General features: G+C 62.4%; 22 protein-coding genes. 15 read left to right on the top strand and 7 right to left on the bottom strand.

Translation table 11 applies throughout. From position 1 onward, the window contains the following. Positions 1-75: 75 nt before the first annotated feature. On the top strand, positions 76-939 hold the full coding sequence (locus HX786_RS27640; RefSeq protein ID WP_178912877.1) for a LysR family transcriptional regulator: 864 nt from the start codon (positions 76-78) through the stop codon (positions 937-939). 6 nt (positions 940-945) lie between these two features. Here HX786_RS27640 and HX786_RS27635 read toward each other — a convergent pair whose 3' ends face one another. Both HX786_RS27635 and HX786_RS27630 read right to left on the bottom strand, forming a co-directional pair. Then, a complete protein-coding gene (locus HX786_RS27635; protein ID WP_017479045.1) occupies positions 946-1,347 on the bottom strand; it encodes a cupin domain-containing protein in 402 nt (133 codons plus the stop codon). 71 nt (positions 1,348-1,418) lie between these two features. Further along, the gene (locus tag HX786_RS27630) at positions 1,419-2,414 is read right to left on the bottom strand and encodes an aldo/keto reductase (RefSeq protein ID WP_178912876.1); all 996 of its coding nucleotides are present in this window, start codon (positions 2,412-2,414) and stop codon (positions 1,419-1,421) included. Positions 2,415-2,513: 99 nt separating this feature from the next. On the opposite strand from HX786_RS27630, the gene HX786_RS27625 reads away from it, so the two are divergent. Beyond that, positions 2,514-3,407, top strand: coding sequence for a LysR family transcriptional regulator (locus HX786_RS27625; protein WP_178912875.1), 894 nt, complete (start codon positions 2,514-2,516; stop codon positions 3,405-3,407). Here the strand turns inward: HX786_RS27625 and HX786_RS27620 are convergent. Beyond that, on the bottom strand, positions 3,395-4,288 hold the full coding sequence (locus HX786_RS27620) for a LysR family transcriptional regulator (protein WP_178912874.1): 894 nt from the start codon (positions 4,286-4,288) through the stop codon (positions 3,395-3,397). The two genes, HX786_RS27625 and HX786_RS27620, sit on opposite strands and share 13 nt — an antisense overlap. Before the next feature lie 117 nt (positions 4,289-4,405). On the opposite strand from HX786_RS27620, the gene HX786_RS27615 reads away from it, so the two are divergent. Beyond that, on the top strand, positions 4,406-4,846 hold the full coding sequence (locus tag HX786_RS27615) for a GFA family protein (protein ID WP_008434637.1): 441 nt from the start codon (positions 4,406-4,408) through the stop codon (positions 4,844-4,846). A 426-nt stretch (positions 4,847-5,272) separates the two neighbouring features. After that, the gene (locus HX786_RS27610) at positions 5,273-6,226 is read left to right on the top strand and encodes an aliphatic sulfonate ABC transporter substrate-binding protein (RefSeq protein WP_134326328.1); all 954 of its coding nucleotides are present in this window, start codon (positions 5,273-5,275) and stop codon (positions 6,224-6,226) included. Between the two features lie 99 nt (positions 6,227-6,325). On the opposite strand, the gene HX786_RS27605 is transcribed toward HX786_RS27610, so the two are convergent. Beyond that, positions 6,326-7,306, bottom strand: a complete 981-nt coding sequence (locus HX786_RS27605) for a sugar-binding transcriptional regulator (RefSeq protein ID WP_003215718.1) — start codon at positions 7,304-7,306, stop codon at positions 6,326-6,328. Positions 7,307-7,369: 63 nt separating this feature from the next. Next, complete coding sequence (rpiB, locus tag HX786_RS27600) at positions 7,370-7,831, bottom strand: ribose 5-phosphate isomerase B (RefSeq protein ID WP_003215716.1); 462 nt, start codon at positions 7,829-7,831, stop codon at positions 7,370-7,372. 284 nt (positions 7,832-8,115) lie between these two features. Here rpiB and HX786_RS27595 point away from each other — a divergent pair, with 284 nt between their 5' ends. The 7 genes from HX786_RS27595 (at position 8,116) to dhaL (ending at position 15,518) form a co-directional block, all read left to right on the top strand. After that, on the top strand, positions 8,116-9,603 hold the full coding sequence (locus HX786_RS27595; RefSeq protein ID WP_003215714.1) for a sugar ABC transporter ATP-binding protein: 1,488 nt from the start codon (positions 8,116-8,118) through the stop codon (positions 9,601-9,603). Further along, the gene (locus HX786_RS27590) at positions 9,600-10,589 is read left to right on the top strand and encodes an ABC transporter permease (RefSeq protein ID WP_003215711.1); all 990 of its coding nucleotides are present in this window, start codon (positions 9,600-9,602) and stop codon (positions 10,587-10,589) included. The genes HX786_RS27595 and HX786_RS27590 overlap by 4 nt, the downstream gene beginning before the upstream one ends. Before the next feature lie 39 nt (positions 10,590-10,628). Further along, the gene (locus tag HX786_RS27585) at positions 10,629-11,636 is read left to right on the top strand and encodes a substrate-binding domain-containing protein (RefSeq protein ID WP_087694868.1); all 1,008 of its coding nucleotides are present in this window, start codon (positions 10,629-10,631) and stop codon (positions 11,634-11,636) included. A 151-nt stretch (positions 11,637-11,787) separates the two neighbouring features. Further along, a complete protein-coding gene (locus HX786_RS27580) occupies positions 11,788-12,543 on the top strand; it encodes an SDR family oxidoreductase (protein WP_003215688.1) in 756 nt (251 codons plus the stop codon). A gap of 28 nt (positions 12,544-12,571) precedes the next feature. Then, positions 12,572-13,687, top strand: coding sequence for an erythritol/L-threitol dehydrogenase (locus HX786_RS27575; protein WP_008434653.1), 1,116 nt, complete (start codon positions 12,572-12,574; stop codon positions 13,685-13,687). 181 nt (positions 13,688-13,868) lie between these two features. Continuing rightward, positions 13,869-14,870, top strand: coding sequence for a dihydroxyacetone kinase subunit DhaK (locus HX786_RS27570; protein WP_178903700.1), 1,002 nt, complete (start codon positions 13,869-13,871; stop codon positions 14,868-14,870). Positions 14,871-14,873: 3 nt separating this feature from the next. Continuing rightward, positions 14,874-15,518: a dihydroxyacetone kinase subunit DhaL gene (gene dhaL, locus HX786_RS27565; RefSeq protein WP_178912873.1), complete on the top strand. Its 645-nt coding sequence runs from the start codon at positions 14,874-14,876 to the stop codon at positions 15,516-15,518. Positions 15,519-15,659: 141 nt separating this feature from the next. Here dhaL and HX786_RS27560 read toward each other — a convergent pair whose 3' ends face one another. Beyond that, complete coding sequence (locus tag HX786_RS27560) at positions 15,660-16,541, bottom strand: LysR family transcriptional regulator (RefSeq protein ID WP_177022113.1); 882 nt, start codon at positions 16,539-16,541, stop codon at positions 15,660-15,662. Positions 16,542-16,644: 103 nt separating this feature from the next. On the opposite strand from HX786_RS27560, the gene HX786_RS27555 reads away from it, so the two are divergent. Beyond that, the gene (locus HX786_RS27555) at positions 16,645-17,130 is read left to right on the top strand and encodes a heme-binding protein (protein ID WP_177008647.1); all 486 of its coding nucleotides are present in this window, start codon (positions 16,645-16,647) and stop codon (positions 17,128-17,130) included. Then, a complete protein-coding gene (locus HX786_RS27550) occupies positions 17,127-18,656 on the top strand; it encodes an MFS transporter (protein WP_178912872.1) in 1,530 nt (509 codons plus the stop codon). The genes HX786_RS27555 and HX786_RS27550 overlap by 4 nt, the downstream gene beginning before the upstream one ends. 150 nt (positions 18,657-18,806) lie before the next feature. On the opposite strand, the gene sohB is transcribed toward HX786_RS27550, so the two are convergent. Next, positions 18,807-19,832, bottom strand: coding sequence for a protease SohB (gene sohB, locus HX786_RS27545; RefSeq protein ID WP_008434663.1), 1,026 nt, complete (start codon positions 19,830-19,832; stop codon positions 18,807-18,809). A 193-nt stretch (positions 19,833-20,025) separates the two neighbouring features. Here sohB and HX786_RS27540 point away from each other — a divergent pair, with 193 nt between their 5' ends. Together HX786_RS27540 and HX786_RS27535 are read left to right on the top strand one after the other, a co-directional pair. Further along, positions 20,026-20,736 (top strand): histidine phosphatase family protein, encoded by a 711-nt coding sequence (locus HX786_RS27540; protein ID WP_087694873.1) that lies wholly within the window; start codon positions 20,026-20,028, stop codon positions 20,734-20,736. Positions 20,737-20,792: 56 nt separating this feature from the next. After that, the gene (locus HX786_RS27535) at positions 20,793-21,107 is read left to right on the top strand and encodes an SCP2 sterol-binding domain-containing protein (protein WP_087694874.1); all 315 of its coding nucleotides are present in this window, start codon (positions 20,793-20,795) and stop codon (positions 21,105-21,107) included. Positions 21,108-21,147 lie beyond the last annotated feature (40 nt).

Below are 21,147 nucleotides of genomic sequence, written 5' to 3'. Positions count from 1 at the left end.
ATGCGCCATGGTAAAAGGCGCTACTCTGTACGAGAATTCCCCAATACCTCCCACCCTCAGTGCGGAAATAACCCGATGTTCGACTGGCAGGATCTGTTTTTCTTCACCGTACTGGCACGCACCCAGTCGCTATCGGCTGCCGCCCGCGAGCTGCAGGTGGAACACGCCACCGTCGGCCGGCGCGTCGATGCCTTGGAAAAAGCCCTCGGCGTAAAGTTGGTGGATCGCCTGCCCCGCAGCCGACCGCTCACCGAGGAAGGCCTGGCACTGGCGAAGCTGGCGGCCGGCATGGGCGAGATGGCCACCGAAGTGATGCGCCTGTCCCGCGTGGCCTCGATCGAAGTGGCCGGCACCGTGCGGGTCAGTTGCCCGCCGTCGATTGCCATCCACTGCATCGCGCCCCATGTCGCACGCTTCAGGGCGCAATATCCCAAGCTGAATATCGTGTTGATGTCCTCGACGACGCTGGCCGCCCTCGACAAAGGCGAAGCCGACATTGCCCTGCGCACGGTGCGTCCCGATGAGGAAGCGCTGGTACGCAGAAAGGTCGGCGCCGTGCGTTTCGGGCTCTATGCCACGCCCGAGCTCAAGCAGTTACCCGCTGAACAGTGGACATTCATTGCCTATGACGCCACCCGCGACCACCTGCCCCAACAGGCATGGATGCACCAGGTGCGCGGCAACCGCACGATTGCCTTCGCCGCCAGCGACCTGATCACCCAGCAAATGGCCGCCCGGGCCCAGGTAGGTGCAGTGGTGTTGCCCACGCTGGTGGGTGATCACGACGCGGCATTGGTGCGGTTGGCAACGAACACCGAAGGCCCGGTTCGCGATATCTGGCTGACGGTGTATCCGGATATGCGCCGCTCGCCTTCGGTGAAGGTGGTGATGGAGTTTCTGGTGAGCTGCATTGAAGGCGAGCCGCAGTTGCGGCGGTGAGACAGATTACTGCGCGGCGTACTGTTCGTCGCTGACCTGCTCCATCCAGTCCACCACCTTGCCGTCGAGCATTTCGTTGATCGCGATATGGGTCATGGCGGTGTTCGCCGTGGCGCCATGCCAATGCTTGACACCGGGTGCAATCCATACCGTGTCGCCGGGGCGAATGGCCCGCACGGGCTGGCCCCACTCCTGGACCTGACCCAGGCCTGCGGTGACGATCAATGTCTGGCCCAGCGGGTGGGTATGCCAGGCGGTACGTGCGCCCGGTTCGAAAGTGACAAAGGCCCCGGTGACACGCGCGGCGTCGGTGCCCTTGAACGGTGAGTCGACGCGTACCGTGCCGGTGAAATAATCCGCCGGGCCTTTGGCTGAAGGCTGGGAACCGTTGGGCGTGATGGTCAGCATGGGCGTCTCCTGTGCCGGTGAATCCAACGCGAATAGGGAGAGTGAAAGTGCAGTGGCGGCGAGGCCGGTTTTCATAGGCCGGTCATCCGTTCCAGGGCTTCGGGATAGCGGTCGCCGTGCACGGCGATGTTCGCAGCGGCCACGTCCAGTTCATGGAGTTCTGCCCCACTGAGCTGCACTTCGAGCGCCCCCAGGTTTTCCGTCAGGCGCGAGGTTTTGGTGGTGCCTGGAATCGGTACGATCCAGGGCTTCTGGGCCAGCAACCAGGCCAGTGCGATCTGCGATGGCGTGGCGTGTTTGCGCAGGGCGACCTGGCGCAGCAACTCAACCAAAGCCTGGTTGGCCTGCAACGCTTCAGGGGTGAACCTTGGTAGATTGCTGCGAAAGTCCGAGCTGTCAAAGGTGCTGTGGCTGTCGAACTTGCCCGTCAGGAAGCCTTTGCCCAACGGGCTGTAAGGCACCAGACCAATGCCCAGCTCCTCCAGCAACGGCAGCACCTCGGCCTCAGGCTTGCGCCACCACAGGGAGTACTCGCTTTGCAGTGCGGTTACGGGCTGAACGGCATGGGCGCGGCGGATGGTCGAGGCGCCGGCTTCCGACAAGCCGAAATGCTTGACCTTACCCTCCTGAATCAAATCCTTCACCGCACCGGCCACCTCTTCGATCGGTACGTTCGGATCAACCCGGTGCTGATAGAACAGATCGATAACGTCGGTATTCAGGCGCTTCAGCGAGGCTTCAGCTACCTGGCGGATATGTTCGGGGCGGCTGTCGAGACCGGACCATTTGCCATTGCCGGACGGGTCGAGGGCAAAACCGAACTTGGTGGCGATCACCACCTGCTCACGCAGCGGCGACAGGGCTTCGCCCAGCAGTTCTTCATTGATGAACGGGCCATAGACTTCGGCGGTATCGAAGAAGGTCACGCCTTGTTCAACCGCATTGCGCAGCAAGGCAATCATCTGCTGTTTGTCGGCCGCAGGGCCGTAGCCAAAGCTCATGCCCATGCAGCCGAGCCCCAGGGCCGAGACTTCAAGTTGGCTGTTACCGAGTGTACGTTTGCGCATGATCATTCTCCGGGTTAGGGGACTGAATCCAATCTAACAGTTACGAATTGTGATAATTAGCCGCTAGAATCCGAAAATACTTATGAGGATCACTCACCAATGCTCAGGGAAAACGCCAACGACCTGCTCGCCTTTCTGGCGGTAGCCCGTGAGCGCAGCTTTACCAAGGCGGCGGCCAAACTCGGGGTTTCCCAGTCCGCGCTGAGCCATACCATCCGCGCCCTGGAGGCGCGCCTGGGGTTGCGCCTGCTGACTCGCACCACCCGCAGCGTGTCACCCACCGAAGCCGGACAGCACTTGATCGATACGGTCGGGCCGCACTTCGATGAAATCCAGGTGGGGCTTGAAGGCCTGAGTAATTTGCGCGACCGGCCGTCCGGTACCATTCGCATCAACGCCATGGACCACGCGCTGGAATTCATCCTGTGGCCGGTGCTGAAACCGTTCCTGGCGCAGTACCCGGATATCGCCGTGGAGGTGTGTTGCGACTATGGCTTTGTCGACATCGCCGCCCACGGCTTCGACGCCGGTGTACGGCTTGGGGAAGATGTGGCCCAGGGCATGATTGCCACGCGCATCAGCCCGGACATGCGCATGCTGGTGGTGGGGTCACCGGCGTACTTTGCCCAGCGCCCGGTCCCCCGCACGCCTCGGGACTTGACCGATCACGCCTGCAACAACTTGCGCCTGCCCACCAATGGCGGCCTGTATGCGTGGGAATTCAAGAAAGGCGATGAAAGCCTGAATGTGCGGGTGTCTGGCCAGGTGACCTTCAATGGCGTGTACCCATTGCTCAAGGCAGCGGTCGACGGCTTGGGCTTGAGCTACGTGCCTGCCGACCTGGTAGCGCCTTATCTGGCGGACGGGCGACTGGTGCAGGTGCTGGATGACTGGTGTGCGCCGTTTGCCGGCTTTCACCTGTACTACCCCAGCCGCCGCCAGGCCTCGCCCGCATTTGCGCTGTTGGTGGAAGCGTTGCGTTATCGCGGCTGAAGGAAGTCCGTCAGGGCCGCGCCCAAGCCATCGAACACCACGGCGATGCGCGGGACCTTGCGCATGTCCTGATGCATGGCGATCCACACGTCAACCTTGAAATCCACCTGCGCGGGCAACACCCGCACCAGCGCGTGACGTTGTGCCACCTGGGCTGAACACACGCCGATCCCAAGCCCCGCACGCAGAGCGGCCAACTGCGCGAGGTGATCGTCGGTGCGAATCACCGTACTGGGCGCCGAACAGTCGAAACCGCGCTCACCCAGGAATTCGATCTCCAGCAAGTTGCGGTCCGGCCCGATCAGCGGGTAGCCGTGCAATTGCGCAACGGTGTCCGGCGTGCCCTGCTCTGCCAACAGTTCGGGTGCGGCGTACAACCCTACGTGAAGGTCGCCGACCTTGCGCGCGACCACCGTGGATTCGACCGGGCGACGGATGCGTACGGCGACGTCGGCCTCTTGCCGGGCAAGTGCCTGCAGCCGATTGGATACGCTCAGTTCGATGGCCAATTGCGGATGATCACGGCGCAGGCTGCGCAACATGGGCGGCAGCACTTCAACGCCCAGCAGCTTGCCGCTGGTGAGCCGCACCGTGCCGCCGGCGAGGGCCGTGTCGGCCGAGGCTGCGCGGCTGAAGGCGTTGGCGGCAACGGCCATCGCTTCAACGTGGCTGATCAGGTCCTTGGCCGTGTCGGTGGGCAACAGCCCGGCGGGTGAGCGGATAAACAGGCTGACCCCGACGCTCTGCTCCAGGGCCTCGATCCGTCGCCGCGCGGTGGCCTGGGCAATCCCCAGCAAACGGGCCGCGCCCGACAGGCTGCCGGTGCGCAACACGGCGAGGAAGGCGCGCTGGGTTTCCCATTGGAGTTGCGGGGCGTTCATACATTTCCTGTGAGCCGCTGGGCAGTTTTGGCGGATGTTCTTTGTTCGGGGGCTGCGGCATGCTGGCGAGCATAACCGATGGGGCTTTCGCCCTCACTTTGCACAGGATCGTTTTTGATGACACTCACGGGCCAATGTCGCTGCACCCGCGTGACCTACACCCTCGATACCGACGCGCCGCTGGCGGTGTATGCCTGCCATTGCCGCCACTGCCAGACCTGGAGCGGCAGCGCGTTTGCCCTGCATGCGCTGTTGCCGGCGGATGCGCTGCGGGTTGAAGGTTCGCTGACGGAATATGCCTATGACGTTGATGGGCAGCGCTCGGAACATCGGTTGTGCGGGGTGTGCCATACGCGGATCTGCAACACCACGACGGCCGCGCCGGGGTTGGTTGTGCTGCGGGTCGGGACACTGGATGAGAGCCCGTCCGTGCAGCCGGTGGCGCATATCTGGCTGCGGCACAAGCAGCCGTGGGTAACGCTGGTGGAGGGTGTTCCGACCTGGCCGGAAAGCCCTACGCCCCAGGCGTTTGCGCAGGCGTTGAGCGTTCCCCTGTAGACATGACTCACACCCACACTGTGGCGAGGGAGCTTGCTCCCGCTGGGTTGCGCAGCAACCCCAAAAGCATTGACCGGCCCATCCTGAAAGACCGCAGCGGCCTACCAGGGGGCGCTTCGCACCCCAACGGGAGCAAGCTCCCTCGCCACATTGGGCTCTGTGGCGATGTTGAGACTCAGCACTTCGCCATTGTGCAACTGCCAGGCGAAGAAGTCTGAGAAATCATCGCGAACCAACGCGCGAATCGCCTTGGCGACAACCCCATGGGCAACCAACCTACAACTGCGTATCGCCTCGTTGTTCCCTGACGCTGAAAGGCCGCGAACGGCGCACCCGATAAAGCCCTAAGCTAAGATCGAAAAATTATTTATCGAATGTTTTTTAGAACAATAAGCTCACCTTAATCCATTAAGAGTCGAGCACGCCATGCCCCAGTTTTCGCTCCATCGCCTTTTCATCGCAGGCCTTGCCACACTGGGCCTCTGCACCACCCTGAGCACACAAGCCCAGGAAACCGTACGCATCGGCTACCAGAAATCCTCGACCCTGATCACCTTGCTGAAAACCCAGGGCACCCTGGAAAAAGCCCTCAAGGCCGACGGCATCGACGTCACCTGGCACGAGTTCCCCAGTGGCCTGCCGCTGCTGGAAGCACTCAACGTCGGTAACGTGGATATCAGCGCCGACGTGGCCGACACCGTGCCGATCTTCGCCCAGGCCGCCCAGGCCAAGCTCACCTACTTCGCCCAGGAAGCGCCCTCGCCCCAAGCCCAGGCGATCGTGGTGCGCAAGGACTCGCCGATCCAGCAACTGGCGGATTTGAAAGGCAAGAAAATCGCCGTGACCAAGGCCGCCGGCACTCACTATTTATTGATCGCTGCCTTGAACAAGGCGGGGCTGGCCTTCTCCGATATCGAGCCGGCGTACCTGACGCCCGCCGATGGCCGCGCTGCATTTGAAAACAACAAGGTTGATGCCTGGGTCACGTGGGAACCGTTCCTCACCAGCGTGCAGCGCCAACTGCCCACCCGCACCCTTGCGGACGGTACCGGGCTGGCCAGTTACAAGCGCTATTACCTGACGGGTACGCCCTATGCCCAGGCGCATCCCGAAGTGCTGAAGCTGGTGTACGAGCAGTTGCACCAGGCTGGCGAGTGGGTGAAGAGCCACCCGCGTGATGCCGCGAAAGTGCTGGGGCCATTGTGGGGCAACCTGGATGTGGAGACTGTCGAGGCCGCCAATGCTCATCGCAGTTATGAGGTGCAGCCGGTGACGCTGGATCAGTTGGGGGAGCAGCAGAAGATTGCGGATGCGTTCTTCAAGGCGGGGTTGTTGCCCAAGGCGGTGGATGCGCAGGATGTGCAGGTGTGGAAACCCTGAGGCAGTCAATTGTGGGAGTACCGCGGTGATGCCATCGCAGCCTCGCCAAGGCTCGACAGCTCCCACAGTTGATGTTCAGGGCCTGGACTATCGGCGGTGTCAGCTTTTACGCGTCGCGTCATCCAGCGCAAGGATGGTGTGAGCATTGGTCACCGTGGTCGCCAGGGTATTGATCACTCCCGAGCGCAACGCCCCCAGCGTCGCCGCCGCCTTGGTGTTTTCACTGGCAATCGCCACCACATCCGGAATCCGAAACAGCTCCTGCACCGTCAACCCGATCACCCGCCCCTGAATCGCGTTGACCGCCGGCTGGCCATGAATGTCGATGAAGTCATAACCCATCATGTCCCCCACCGTGCCGGACAACCGCGCCTGGGCGATTTCCTGGGGCGAAAACCACCCCATGCGCACCATGTTGCTGTTTTCACTCATGTCACCGATGCCGATCAACGCCATGTCCGCACGGCGGGCACGGTCAAGCGTGGAACGCACCGTATCGTTGCTGATCAACACCCCGCGCAGTTCCGGGTTGGCCACCAGCGCCGGGGCGTACAGGCTTTCACTCTCGCCACCAAACCGCAGGGCCAGGCGCCGGCAAATATGGTCGGGGTTCATGTATTCACCCGCCTTGAGCGAACCGCCAATGGCGCACACAAACGTGCAGTTGCGGGTCACCGGCAAAAATACGTTATCGGCCACCGCACCGACATTACGCCCCATGCCAACCGCGACGATCATCCCGTCGCTGAGGGTTTTGTTCAGGTAGTTGGCCACCAGGCTCGCCACCGCCGAGCGCTGGGTGTCCGGGTCGCTGTGGTCCACCGCAATCAAGGCGCGGTCCAGCTGGAAGCGCTCCACCAGCGCCTGTTCCAGCTCGTTGTTCATCGCCGGGTGCTGCAACACCCGCACCTCGACAATCCCTTCATCCCGTGCGCGTTTGAGCAGGCGGCTGACTTTTGCCCGGGACAGGTCGAAGCGCTTGGCGATGGCTTCCTGAGTGACGTTCTCAAGGTAATAGAGCATTGCCACTTCGGTCATCAGGTCGATGTCGCTGGCGATGCGCTGGGTACTGTCACTCATGGGCACGGGCTTCCGTTTCGGTGTCAAAGGCGCATTCTCCCGACTCTTGCCCCGTTCCGTCCACTACTGATGCCCGTCACGCTCGATCGCGTTGATGCGGTCGACCTTGGCCCCGGAACGCGCGGCTTCGAACTCCGACTCCAGGAACGACTTGACGATGCTCTTGGCCAGTTCCGCGCCGATCACCCGTGCACCGATGGACAGGATCTGCGCATCGTTGCTCTTGCGTGCCCGCTCCGCCGAATAAGTGTCATGGGCCTGGGCCGCACGAATCCCCAAGACTTTGTTGGCCGAGATGGCCATGCCGATGCCGGTGCCGCACACCAGCACGCCCAAGCGTTGCTCGCCGGCATTGATCGCCGTGGCCACCGCCAGGGCAATGTCCGGGTACAGCACCGGCGCCGTGGAGTGGGTGCCGAAGTCCGTCACCGGGTAACCCAGCGCCTCGATATGGCGCTTCAACAGTTCTTTGAGCTCATAACCCGCTTCATCGCATCCGATAGCCACCGGGAAAGGTGTGTTCATGGCGTTTGGCTCCGCTGCCGTTTTGGGTGCTGGAGAGTGATCATATGATCACTCAGTGAAATTTAGCTCAGTCATTTCTCGGATATTCCAGTCGCCCTGTCAAGCAAGATTTAGCTGACCTCCCAGTCAAAGCCCTCTAAATCGGCGTACTTTGCGCAAATCCATCCATTTACAACTTTTCAGTGAAAGAGATTGACTGATCAGAATTTCATTTGATACACATATGCTCACAGCGAAACATGACTGTGCGACCTAATAAGAATTCACAGCACGAGGACACGCCGATGGCCACGCCATTACTGCTCCAGGCTGAACACGTCGCCAAGGCTTACGCCGGGATTCCTGCCCTGCGTGAGGGGCGCCTCTCTCTGCGGGCCGGCAGCGTCCACGCCCTGTGCGGCGGCAATGGCGCAGGCAAATCGACTTTCCTGAGCATCCTGATGGGCATCACCCAGCGTGACGCCGGGACCATCCTGCTCAACGGCTCCCCCGTCCAGTTCAACCGCCCCAGCGAAGCACTCGCGGCGGGGATCGCGATGATCACCCAGGAGCTGGAACCCATCCCCTACATGACCGTCGCCGAAAACATCTGGCTGGGCCGCGAACCGCGCCGCGCCGGCTGCATCGTCGACAGCAAGGAGCTCAACCGGCGCACTCGCGAACTGCTGGAAGGCCTGGAGTTCGACGTCGACGCCACCAGCCCCATGCATCGCCTGAGCGTGGCGCAGATCCAGTTGGTGGAGATCGCCAAGGCATTCAGCCACGACTGCCAGGTGATGATCATGGACGAGCCCACCTCGGCCATCGGCGAGCGCGAGGCCGAAACCCTGTTCAAGGCCATCCGCCGCCTCACCGCCCGTGGTGCCGGCATCATCTATGTGTCGCACCGCCTCAGTGAACTGGCGCAGATTGCCGACGACTACAGCATCTTTCGTGACGGCGCTTTCGTTGAGACCGGGCGCATGGCCGATATCGACCGCGCCCACCTGGTGCGCGGCATCGTGGGCCAGGAACTGACCCGCATCGACCACAAGGTCGGCCGCGAATGCGCCGCCGAATGTTGCCTGGACGTCGACAGCCTGAGCCGCGCCGGCGAGTTCCAGGACATCAGCCTGCAACTGCGCCAGGGCGAGATTCTCGGCATCTACGGGCTGATGGGCTCGGGCCGCAGCGAATTCCTCAACTGCATCTACGGCCTCACCACGCCGGACTCCGGCAGCGTGACCCTGCAAGGCAAACCGATGCCCATCGGCCTGCCCAAGGCAACGATCCAGGCCGGCATGTCGCTGGTCACCGAAGACCGCAAGGACAGCGGCCTGGTGCTCAGCGGCAGCATCCTCTCGAACATCGCATTGTCGGCGTACAAGCAGCTGTCGAGCTGGTCGCTGATCAATGCCCGCAAGGAAAACCAACTGGCCCAGGACATGGTCAAGCGCCTGCAGATCAAGACCACTTCCCTGGACCTGCCGGTGGAATCCATGAGCGGCGGCAACCAGCAGAAAGTAGTGCTCGCCAAATGCCTGTCGACCCAGCCGATCTGCCTGCTGTGCGATGAGCCGACCCGGGGCATCGATGAAGGCGCCAAGCAGGAGATCTATCACCTGCTGGACCAGTTCGTGCGCGCCGGCGGCGCGGCAATTGTGGTGTCGTCCGAAGCCCCGGAATTGCTGCACCTGAGTGACCGTATTGCCGTGTTCAAAGGCGGAAGGCTGGTGACCATCAGCAGCGATACCGCCCTTTCCCAGGAAGCCTTGTTGAGTCTTGCCTCATGAATGCCAAATCACTTTCTACACCTGCAGCCGCCCCCGTCACGACCGCACCCCGCAGCCGCCTGCGCCTGTCCCTCGACCGCTTCGGCCTGCCGCTGGTGTTCATCCTCCTGTGCCTGGTGATGGCCTTCGCCAGCGAATACTTCATGACCTGGCGCAACTGGATGGACATCCTGCGCCAGACCTCGATCAACGGGATCCTCGCCGTGGGCATGACCTACGTGATCCTGACCAAGGGCATCGACCTGTCGGTGGGCTCGATCCTGGCCTTTGCAGGGCTGTGCAGCGCCATGGTCGCGACCCAGGGCTATGGCGTGCTCGCGGCAGTCAGCGCCGGGATGTTCGCCGGGGCGATGCTCGGGGTGGTGAACGGCTTTATGGTCGCCAACCTGTCGATCCCGCCCTTTGTCGCGACCTTGGGCATGCTGAGTATTGCCCGGGGCATGACCTTCATCTTGAACGACGGCAGCCCGATCACTGACCTGCCCGACGCCTACCTGGCGCTGGGTATCGGCAAGATCGGCCCGATCGGTGTGCCGATCGTGATCTTCGCCGTGGTCGCGCTGATCTTCTGGATGGTACTGCGCTACACCACCTACGGCCGCTATGTGTACGCGGTGGGTGGCAACGAGAAGAGCGCGCGCACCTCCGGGATCGGCGTGCGCAAGGTGATGTTTTCGGTGTACGTGGTCTCGGGCCTGCTCGCCGGGCTGGCCGGTGTGGTGCTGTCGGCGCGCACCACCTCTGCCCTGCCCCAGGCCGGCACCTCGTATGAGCTGGATGCGATTGCCGCCGTGGTAATCGGCGGCACCAGCCTGTCGGGCGGTACCGGCACGATTGTCGGCACGCTGTTTGGCGCATTGCTGATCGGCGTGATCAACAACGGCCTGAACCTGCTCGGCGTGTCCTCCTATTACCAGCAGGTCGCCAAGGGCCTGATCATCGTGTTCGCAGTGCTGATTGACGTGTGGCGCAAGAAGAAACGCTAGTTCTGAAAACTACCACTACAACAATAACGGAGTTCTCTCATGAAACCTGGTACGACTTTGGCCGCCGTCGCGGCACTCTCCCTGCTCGCCAGCAGTGTCACCCTGGCCGCCGATGGCAAGACCTACAAGATCGGCGCCGCCGTGTACGGGCTCAAGGGCCAGTTCATGCAGAACTGGGTGCGCGAGCTGAAGGAACACCCTGCAGTCAAGGACGGCACCGTGCAGTTGACCGTGTTCGACGGCAACTATGACGCACTGACCCAGAACAACCAGATTGAAAACATGGTGACCCAGCACTACGACGCGATCCTGTTTGTGCCGATCGACACCAAGGCCGGCGTCGGCACCGTGAAGGCCGCCATGAGCAATGACGTGGTGGTGATCGCCTCCAACACCAAGGTGGCGGACGCCAACGTGCCTTATGTTGGCAACGATGACGTGGAAGGCGGTCGCCTGCAGGCCCAGGCCATGGTCGACAAACTCAAGGGCCGCGGGAACGTGGTGATCATCCAGGGCCCGATTGGCCAGTCGGCGCAGATCGACCGCGAAAAGGGCGAGATGGAAGTACTGGGCAAGCACCCGGACATCAAGATCATCGAGAAGAAAACCGCCAACTGGGACCGCGCCCAGGCCCTGGCCCTGACTGAAGACTGGCTGAACGCACACCCCAAGGGCATCAACGGGGTGATCGCGCAGAACGACGACATGGCCCTCGGTGCGGTGCAGGCGTTGAAGTCCCATGGGCTGACGTCCAAGGATGTGCCGGTGACGTCCATCGACGGCATGCCGGATGCGATCCAGGCGGCGAAGAAGGATGAAGTGACCACCTTCCTGCAGGACGCCCAGGCCCAGTCCCAAGGCGCGCTGGATGTGGCGCTGCGGGCGCTGGCCGGCAAGGATTACAAGCCGCAGTCGGTGATCTGGGAACGTTATGGCAAGGACGTGAAATGGGGTGACGGCACCGCCAGGAACTACATCCTGCCGTGGGTGCCGGTGACCAATGCGAATGCGGATGCGCTGTACCAGCAGGTGAGCGGTACGAAGTAAGTTTTGACTTGAAACCCGGTCAAGTGTGGGAGCGGGCTTGCTCGCGAAAGCGGTGGATCATTCAACAGATGTGCCACCTGATACACCGCTTTCGCGAGCAAGCCCGCTCCCACATTGGATCTCCACCGATCTGAAAAATGGAGTCATGTTCATGTCTGGATTCTGGAATCAAGCCTTCGACCTCACCGGCCGCTGCGCCGTGATCACCGGCGGGGCCGCCGGGATCGGTCTGGCTTGTGCCAGCCTGCTGGTGGAACGCGGCGCGCGGGTGGCCCTGCTGGACCGCGACCCGGCCGTGGTCGAAGTCGCCGCCAGCCTCGGCGCCGGGAACATCGGCATCGCCGTGGACCTGCGCCAACTCGACCAGGTGCACAGCACCGTCGATTACATATTCGATCACTTCAAACGCCTGGATTATCTGGTCAACAGCGCCGGCGTGGCCCTGCTGGACAAGGCCCTGGACGTCAGTGAAAACGCCTGGGACACCACTCTCGACATCAACCTCAAGGCCAGTTTCTTCGTGGCCCAGGCCTGCGCCAGGCACATGCTGGCCCAGGGCAGCGGGCGCATCGTCAACCTCGCCTCCCAAGCGGCGGTGATCGGCCTGGACCGTCACGTCGCCTACTGCGCCAGCAAGGCCGCCGTGGTCGGCATGACCAAGGTGCTCGCCATGGAATGGGCGCCCCACATCAACGTCAACGCCATCTCCCCGACCATCGTCGAAACCGCCCTCGGCAAAAAGGCCTGGGCGGGCGAGCTGGGGGAACGGGCCAAATTGCAGATCCCGGCGGGCCGCTTTGCCCAGCCGGAAGAAATCGCCGGGCTGGCGTTGTACCTGCTCAGCGACGCCGCACAGATGATCACCGGGGAAAACGTGGTGATCGACGGTGGCTACAGCATCCAGTAATTGATCTTTTGTCGTGAGGTTTATCGTCATGTCTACCGTTACCGAACGCACTGCCGAACAACTGTCCCCCGTCATTCCGAAAACCATGCAGGCCGTGGTCTGTCACGGCCCCGAAGACTATCGCCTGGAGACCGTCGATGTGCCGACGCCCGGCCCCGACGAGATCCTCACCAAGGTCGAGCTGTGCGGCATCTGCATGGGCGACATCAAGACCTACCGCGGCGCGCCCTCGTTCTGGGGCGACGCCGAGCAGCCGCGCTACGTGAAGCCGCCGATGATTCCCGGCCACGAGTTTGTCTGCCGCGTGGTCGCCCTCGGCCCTGGCGCGGAAAAGCGCGGGGTGAAGGTCGGCGACCGGGTGATTTCCGAACAGATCGTGCCGTGCTGGGGCTGCCGCTTCTGCAACCACGGCCAGTACTGGATGTGCCAGAAACACGACTTGTACGGCTTCCAGAACAACGTCCAGGGCGCCATGGCCCAGTACATGATCTTCACCAAGGAAGGCATCATCCACAAAGTACCGGACTCGATTGCCCCGGACGAAGCCATCCTGATCGAACCCCTGGCCTGTTCGCTGCACGCGGCGGAACGGGCGAATGTGGACTTCGACGACATCGTGGTGGTGGCCGGCGCCGGCACTCTGGGCCTGGGGATCATCGGTGCGGTGCGCATGCGCAACCCGAAAAAGCTCATCGTGCTCGACATGAAACCCGAACGCGCGGCCCTCGCCCTGCGCATGGGCGCGGACGAAGTGTGGAACCCGGCCGAAGTCGACGTGATGGCGAAGATTCGCGAGATCACCGACGGCTACGGCTGCGACATCTACATCGAAGCCACCGGGCACCACAAGGCGGTGAACCAGGGCCTGGCGATGTTGCGCAAGCTGGGGCGCTTCGTGGAATTCAGCGTGTTCAACGACGAGGCCACGGTGGACTGGTCGATCATCGGTGACCGCAAGGAACTGGACGTGCTGGGCTCGCACCTCGGCCCCTACATGTACCCGCGCGCCATCGACTTTATCGGCAACCGCAAGATCGACATGCGAGACGTGGTGACCCACAAGTTTGCCCTGGCGGACTTCAAGGAAGCGTTTGCGGTGATGGAGCGCGGGGACAAGTCGCTTAAAGTCGTCCTGGAACCCTGATTGGCCCAATAACACAAAACCCTGCGGGCGCCGGGCTTAGGCTTTTTGTGGGAGCTGGCTTGCCTGCGATGCAGACGCCTCGGTCTATCTGTGACACCGAGCCGATGCAATCGCAGGCAAGCCAGCTCCCACAAAAGCCCCCGGCTCCCACACCAAGAACAAGAACACAGGAAACCGCGTTATGAATCGAGTGATAAACGATCCGGACCAGGTGGTCGAGGACATGCTGCGGGGTATTCTGGTCGCGCACCCCGAGCTGCGCCAATACGAAACCAATCCCCGGGTGATCGGCAAGGCCAAGCCGTCACCACAGGGCCGGGTGGGCATCGTGACCGGCGGCGGCTCCGGCCATGAACCGGCGTTCCTTGGCTACGTCGGCCCCGGCCTGGTAGACGCCGTGGCCGTCGGCGAAATCTTCTCCTCGCCCACCGCCAAAAGCTTCTTCGACGCCTTCCGTGCCGCCGACCACGGCGCCGGCGTGGCGTGCCTGTACGGCAACTATGCCGGCGACAACATGAACGTGAAGCTGGCGATGAAGATGGCCGCCAGCAAGGACATGCGCATCCGCACCGTGGTCGCCAACGACGACGTGGCCTCGGCGCCCAAGGCCGACATCGCCAAGCGTCGCGGCGTGGCAGGCGAGATCTTCATGTGGAAGGTCGGCGGTGCAGCCGCGGCCCAGCATTACGACCTGGACGGGGTGATTCGTGTCGCCCAGAAAGCGGTCGACAACTGCCGCTCCATCGGCATCGGCCTCACGCCCTGCACCATCGCAGCGGTGGGCAAGCCGAACTTCCAGATTCCCGACGGGCAGATGGAATTGGGCATCGGCCACCACGGCGAGCCGGGCATCGAAGTCATCGCCATCGAATCCGCCGAAGCCATGGCCGCGCGCATGCTCGCGCCGATCCTCGCCGACCGCGACTTCAGCCAGGACGACAGCGTGGTGGTGCTGGTCTCGGGCCTGGGTGCGACGCCGGTGATGGAACTTTACATTTTCTACGCCGAGGTTGAACGTCAGCTGCAAGCCAGGGGCTTGAAGATTCACCGCTGCTACGTGGGCAACTACTTCACCTCCCTGGAAATGATGGGCGTGACCCTGACCTTACTGGGCCTGGACGCCGAGCTGAAATCCCTGATCGACCAACCCTGCCGTTCCATCGGCATGACCCAGGCGGACTAAACCATGAGCCAGCATTTCTCCACCCACGACGGCAGCGCCATCGTCGCCGACCTGGTGAGCGTGATCGTTGCCAACCGCGAATACCTGAGCGAAGTCGACGGCGCCATTGGCGATGGCGACCACGGCATCAACATGGCCAAGGGATTTGCCCATTGCGGGCGCACCATTGAAGGCCGCCAACTGACCCTGGCCGAAGCCCTGGATGAGTTGACACTGAGCCTGATGGAAGGCATCGGCGGCTCCATGGGGCCGTTGTATGGCAGCCTGTTTATCGGCATGGCGGATGAGGTGCGCGGCAGCGAACAGATTGACGCGGCGACCTTTGCCCATTTGCTGCGGGGCGGGTTGACCTCGTTGCAGGACATCACCGAAGCCGGCGTGGGCGACAAGTGTTTGATGGATACCTTGATTCCGGCGGTGGAAGCGTTTGAACAGGCCAATGGGTCGGGGGCGTCATTCAGTGAGGCGTTGGAGGTGATGAAAAGTGCTGCTTCGCGGGGGCGGGATTCCACCAGGGACCTAGTGGCGAAGATTGGGCGTGCCAGCCGCTTGGGCGAGCGCTCGTTGGGCGTGCTGGATGCCGGGGCGGTATCGTGCTGCTTGATACTGACGCGATTGGCGGATTCGGTTCAACCGCGGTTGGTGTAGTGCTTGAAATGACCCCTTCGCGAGCAAGCCCGCTCCCACCTTCGACCGAGTTCCATCTTTGGAATGCCGTCGAATGTGGGAGCGGGCTTGCTCGCGAAGGCAGCAACACACTTAACCCGTGAAGCACCTAACCCGCCGCGATCAAACCTTCAACCTGGCTACCTGCTTCACCTGCTCTATATACCGCGCCACCGCCGGCGCCTTTTCAAAGCGCCGGTAAATCAGCGACAACCAAGACGACGCCTCGCTGCCTTCGATGCTGCGGTACACGACATTCGGCAAGCTCACATGCCCCACCACCGACTCCGGCACCACCGCCACGCCCTGCCCCAGTGACACCAACGCAATCACCGCCACCAACCCACCCGGCTGCGGCCCCAGTCGCGGCGCATAACCACCCTGCGCCGCCACGTGCAGCGTGCCGCTGATCTGCTCGGGCAAGATAAACGTCTCGTTCTGCAGATGCTCGCAACCGATTGCCTTCAACCCCAGCAGCCACGAATCCTGGGGCAACGCCAGCACAAACCCTTCACTGCTCAACCGCACCGCTTCGACCCCATCAGGCAAGGTCATCGGCGAACGAATGTAACCAATGTCGAAACGCCCCTCCGCCACCAGCCCCGGCAACGCCGCCATGGGGCTCTCACGCACGCTGAGGCTCACGTCCGGGCAGTCCGCGCAGAACGACTGCACCTGGCGCTGCAACAACCCCGAATACACCGCCGACGCCACATAACCCAGCTCGATATGACCGATCTCGCCACGCCCGGCGCGCTGGGCATTGCGTTGGGCAAACTCGAACTGGCGCACGGTGGCCTCTGCCTCGATCAGCAAGGCCGCGCCCGCCTCGGTCAGGCTGACCTCGCGCTGGCGGCGGATAAACAAGCGCGTACCGAGGGTGGCTTCCATGTCCTGGATCTGCCGGCTCAGGGTCGGCGGCGCGATACCCAGCTGTTCGGCAGCACGGGTGAAATTGCGTTGCCGGGCAACCGCCAGGAAGTAGCGGAAATGACGTATTTCCATCACAGGATTAGCTCAAAGGTAATGAAGTTCTGTATGGCGCCTAACAAGGACGCCACCTGCCGGGGATAAGCTCGCGGTACGTTCACAGTAGAGAGGCTTTCCCATGTTCGTCAAATCATTGGTCCTGGTGCTTGCCGGTCTTTGCACCGTGCCCGCAGCGCTGGCCGCAGAAGCCCCCGCAAGCATTGCCCACAAGGCAATCCTGAGCCTGGCAACGGCCCAGCAGATCGCCGCACACGCGCGCAAGGTCGCCGCCGACAAGGGCTGGCCCTGCGCCGTGGCCATCGTCGATGACGGTGGCTGGCCGATCCTGACGCTGCGTATGGATGGCGCTCCCGTGGTGGCCGGTATCGAGCTGGCCCAAGGCAAGGCGCGCACTTCAGCGCTCTTCAAGCGGCCGTCCGGGGACCTGGAAAACGCTATTAACAATGGCCGCCCGGCAGCCATCACCGCCGGCCTGTTGATGATGAAGGGCGCCCAGCCAATCATCCTTGAAGGCCAGGTAGTGGGCGCCATCGGCATCAGCGCAGATACTCCGGCCCACGATGACGAGATCGCCCTCGCGGCGGTGGCTTCGGTGCAGCCATGAGCAAGGTCAGCCCGCGCCTGACGCTGCTGACCGCCTCCGGGGTCTGTTCGCTGATCGTGCTCGACACCAATATCGTCGCCGTGACCCTGCCGAGCATCGCCCGGGACCTGGGGGCGAATTTTGCCGATATCGAATGGGTGGTCAGCGCTTATATGCTGGCCTTCGCCGCCCTGTTATTGCCGGCCGGAAGCATTGCCGACCGCTTTGGCCGCAAGAAGACCCTGGTCTGGGGCCTGGGTATTTTCATCCTCGCCTCCCTCGGCTGCGGTGCGGCGCCGAATGCGTTGTTCCTGGATATCGCTCGCGCCGTCAAAGGTGTCGGCGCAGCGCTGCTGCTGACCTCGGCCCTGGCCTCCATCGGCCATACCTTCCATGACGAAGTGGAACGCGCCAAGGCCTGGGCCTTCTGGGGCGCGTGCATGGGCGTGGCGATGACCACCGCGCCGACCCTCGGCGGGTTGATTACCCAATACCTGGGCTGGCGCTGGATTTTCTATCTGAATTTGCCGGTCGGCCTGGTGCTGATGGGACTGGTGCTGCGCGCGATTCCGGAATCCCGCGATGCCCAGGCTGCAAGGCTCGACCCTTGGGGCAGCCTGAGTTTCAGTGCCAGCCTGCTGTGCCTGATCTGGGGCTTGATCGAAGCCAACCGTATCGGCTGGGACAACCCGCTGACTTACGCGCGGCTGCTGGGAGGCGCTGCGTTGCTGGGTGTTTTTGTACTCGCCGAACGCCTGCAACAGCGGCCCATGGTCGACCTGCAACTGTTCAGGCACCCGCGTTTTATCGGCGCACTGCTGGGGATGTTCGCCTACGCCGGCTGTGCCCAGGTGATGATGACGCTGCTGCCGTTCTACTTGCAAAACGGCTTGGGCTTATCCGCGATTGCCTCCGGGCTGGGCATGTTGCCGTTTGCCTTGACCATGTTGATTTGTCCGCGGATAGGCGCCCGACTGGCTAGCCGTTTTGCCCCGGCAACGATGATGGCGACGGGGCTGGCGTTGGTGGGGTGCGGCAACCTGCTGAGTGCCTGGGCGCTCAATATCGGCGGCTATCTGCCGTTCGCCCTGGCGATTGCCGTCACGGGGGCCGGCGCGGGATTGCTCAATGGCGATACGCAGAAAAACATCATGGCTTGCGTGCCACGGGACCGCGCGGGGATGGCGTCGGGCATGAGCACCACCATGCGCTTCAGCGCGATCATGTTGGCGATCGGGGTGTATGGGGCGTTGTTGAGCAGCCATAGCGAACAGTTGCTGCACACGAGCATCGGCTCCCAGTGGCAGGAACAGGCGGCAGGGATTGCTTCACGGGTAGTGGCTGGCGATATGCCGGCGGCCATGGCGTTGCTGCCCGAGTCAGCACGGGACACGGTGCAGCCACTGGCGCGACAGGCGTTCGTCGGCGGGTTCAGCGTGGTGCTGTGGGTGGCTGGGTTGTTGGGTTTGCTGGGGGCGTTGGTGGTGGGATCGTTGATGCGGCATCCCATACCGGCGGTGCCGCAGGCCTCTTTACTGACTCGATAATGCGACCACCACGACCCAATGTGGGAGCGGGCTTGCTCGCGAATGCGGTGGGTCAGTCAATACATCTGTGACTGATCCACCGCCTTCGCGAGCAAGTCGAATCGTCGCACCGCCGCTCCCACATTTTGATCTTCGACAGTCAGTGAATGGTTACCAGAAACGCTGCTGGGTCAGGCGACTCCACCAGGTCAGCAGCACCCGGTCGACCGAACCGCTGGCCGCCAGGCCCACCCGCTCCTGCAGGCTTTTACGCTCGGCATAGTGCAGGTGGAACACCTCGGCGGTCTTGGCCTTGGTCGCCAGGTATTCGTCGCTGGTTTGCAGCTGGTCCACCAGTTGCTTGTCCAGCGCCGCGACACCCAGCCAGACTTCGCCGGTGGCCACATCATCAATCGCCAGCTGCGGGCGGTAGCGCGACACGAAGTTCTTGAACAGTTGATGGGTGATGTCCAGGTCTTCCTGGAACTTCTCGCGGCCCTTCTCGGTGTTTTCGCCAAACACGGTCAGGGTGCGTTTGTATTCACCGGCAGTCAGCACTTCGAAGTCGATGTCGTGCTTCTTCAGCAGGCGGTTGACGTTGGGCAACTGCGCCACCACGCCAATCGAGCCAAGGATGGCAAACGGTGCGCTGATGATCTTCTCGCCGATGCACGCCATCATGTAGCCGCCGCTGGCCGCGACCTTGTCGATGCACACGGTCAACGGCACGCCCGCCTCGCGGATACGCGCCAGTTGCGACGACGCCAGGCCGTAGCTGTGAACCATGCCGCCGCCGCTTTCAAGGCGCAGCACCACTTCGTCCTTGGGCGTGGCCAGGCTCAGCAGTGCCGTGATTTCATGGCGCAGGCTTTCAGTGGCCGAGGCCTTGATGTCGCCGTCGAAATCCAGCACGAACACCCGTGGCTTGGCTTCTGGCTTCTTCTTGCCCTTCTTCTTTTCGGCCTTGCCTTCAGACTTGCGCAGGGCCTTGAGCTGGTCCTTGTCGAGCAGGGTCTGCTCCAGGCGCTCACGCAAACCCTTGTAGAAGTCATTGAGCTTGCTGACCTGCAACTGGCCGGCAGCTTTGCGGCGGCCTTTGCTGCGCAATGCGGCGAAACTGATCAGCACCACCAGGATGGCGACGACCAGGGTGACGGTTTTAGCCAGGAAAGTAGCGTACTCGGCCAGAAAATCCATGTGACTCCTTACAAGTGCAGTGCGCCAGGCGCGGATTGCCCAAGCATACCGACGCCACCGCCATGGGGCCAGTGATCAAACCGCCAGCAGCGGGCCTCTAACGACCTTTTAAAACAAGCGTATGTTTTTTCATTGACAGCTTCCCGGCATCCTCATAACCTCGCCAGACTTTCAACGTACCGGGAAAACGGACGTGGGCAGCATCTACCTGATTCGACATGGCCAGGCCTCCTTCGGTGCAGACGACTACGACGTGCTGTCGCCCATCGGTGTGCAACAGGCGCAAGTGCTGGGCCGCCACCTGGCGGAACTGGGCCTGGGCTTCGACCGCTGCCTGTCAGGCGACCTGCGCCGCCAGCAGCACACCGCCAACGCCGCCTTCGAACAATACAGCGCCCTCGGCCTGCCGGTACCCACGCTGGAAATCGACAGCGCGTTCAACGAGTTCGACGCCGAGGCGATCATCCGCGCCCTGCTCCCGGACCTGCTGCACAGCGAACCCGAAGCCCTGCACATATTGCGCAACGCCGCGCAAAACCGTGGCGAATTCCAGCGCATCTTTTCCCTGATCATCGAACGCTGGCTGGCCGGCACCTACGACCCGCCGGGCCTGGAAAGCTGGCTGGGATTTGTCGAACGTGTCCAGGGTGGCCTGCAACGCCTCCTCGAAGCCGCCGACAACCGTGACAAGATCGCCGTGTTCACCTCCGGCGGCACCATCACGGCCCTGCTCCACCTGATTACCCGAATGCCTGCCGCACAGGCCTTCGAACTGAACTGGCAAATTGTTAACACCTCGCTCAACCAACTGAAATTCCGTGGTCGCGAGGTGGCACTGGCTTCCTTCAACAGCCATACCCACTTGCAACTGTTGAAGGCGCCGCAGCTCATCACTTTCCGATGAATTGCGGCCAACCGTGACCCCAAGGTCACTGGACTCACCATAAAAGGATCGAAACCATGACTGACGTAGCTAAAGCCGTAGAAGCAATGAAAGCCAAATTCAACCCAGCCGCTGCCGACGGCCTGGACCTGGTGTTCGGTTTCCGTATCGACGACACCCAGAACTTCTCGCTGGTCGTGAAAAACAACACCTGCGAACTGCTGGAAGGTGAAAACCCGGACGCCCAAGTCACCCTGGTGATGGACGGCGACACCATGAAAGGCATCGTCAGCGGCGAAACCGACGGCATGCAGGCATTCATGGGCGGCAAACTGCGCACTGAAGGCGACATGATGCTGGCCATGAAATTGAGCGAGCTGTTCCCGGCCTGATCAGGGCAACCCTGGCAAGACCCGTGTGGGAGCGGGCTTG

Origin of the sequence: Pseudomonas sp. 21615526, from assembly GCF_013386245.1 — a bacterium.
In the GTDB taxonomy this organism is placed as follows: Bacteria; Pseudomonadota; Gammaproteobacteria; order Pseudomonadales; family Pseudomonadaceae; genus Aquipseudomonas.
The sequence above is the reverse complement of the archived record's forward strand: the minus strand, read 5'-3'. Positions and strand labels throughout refer to the sequence as shown.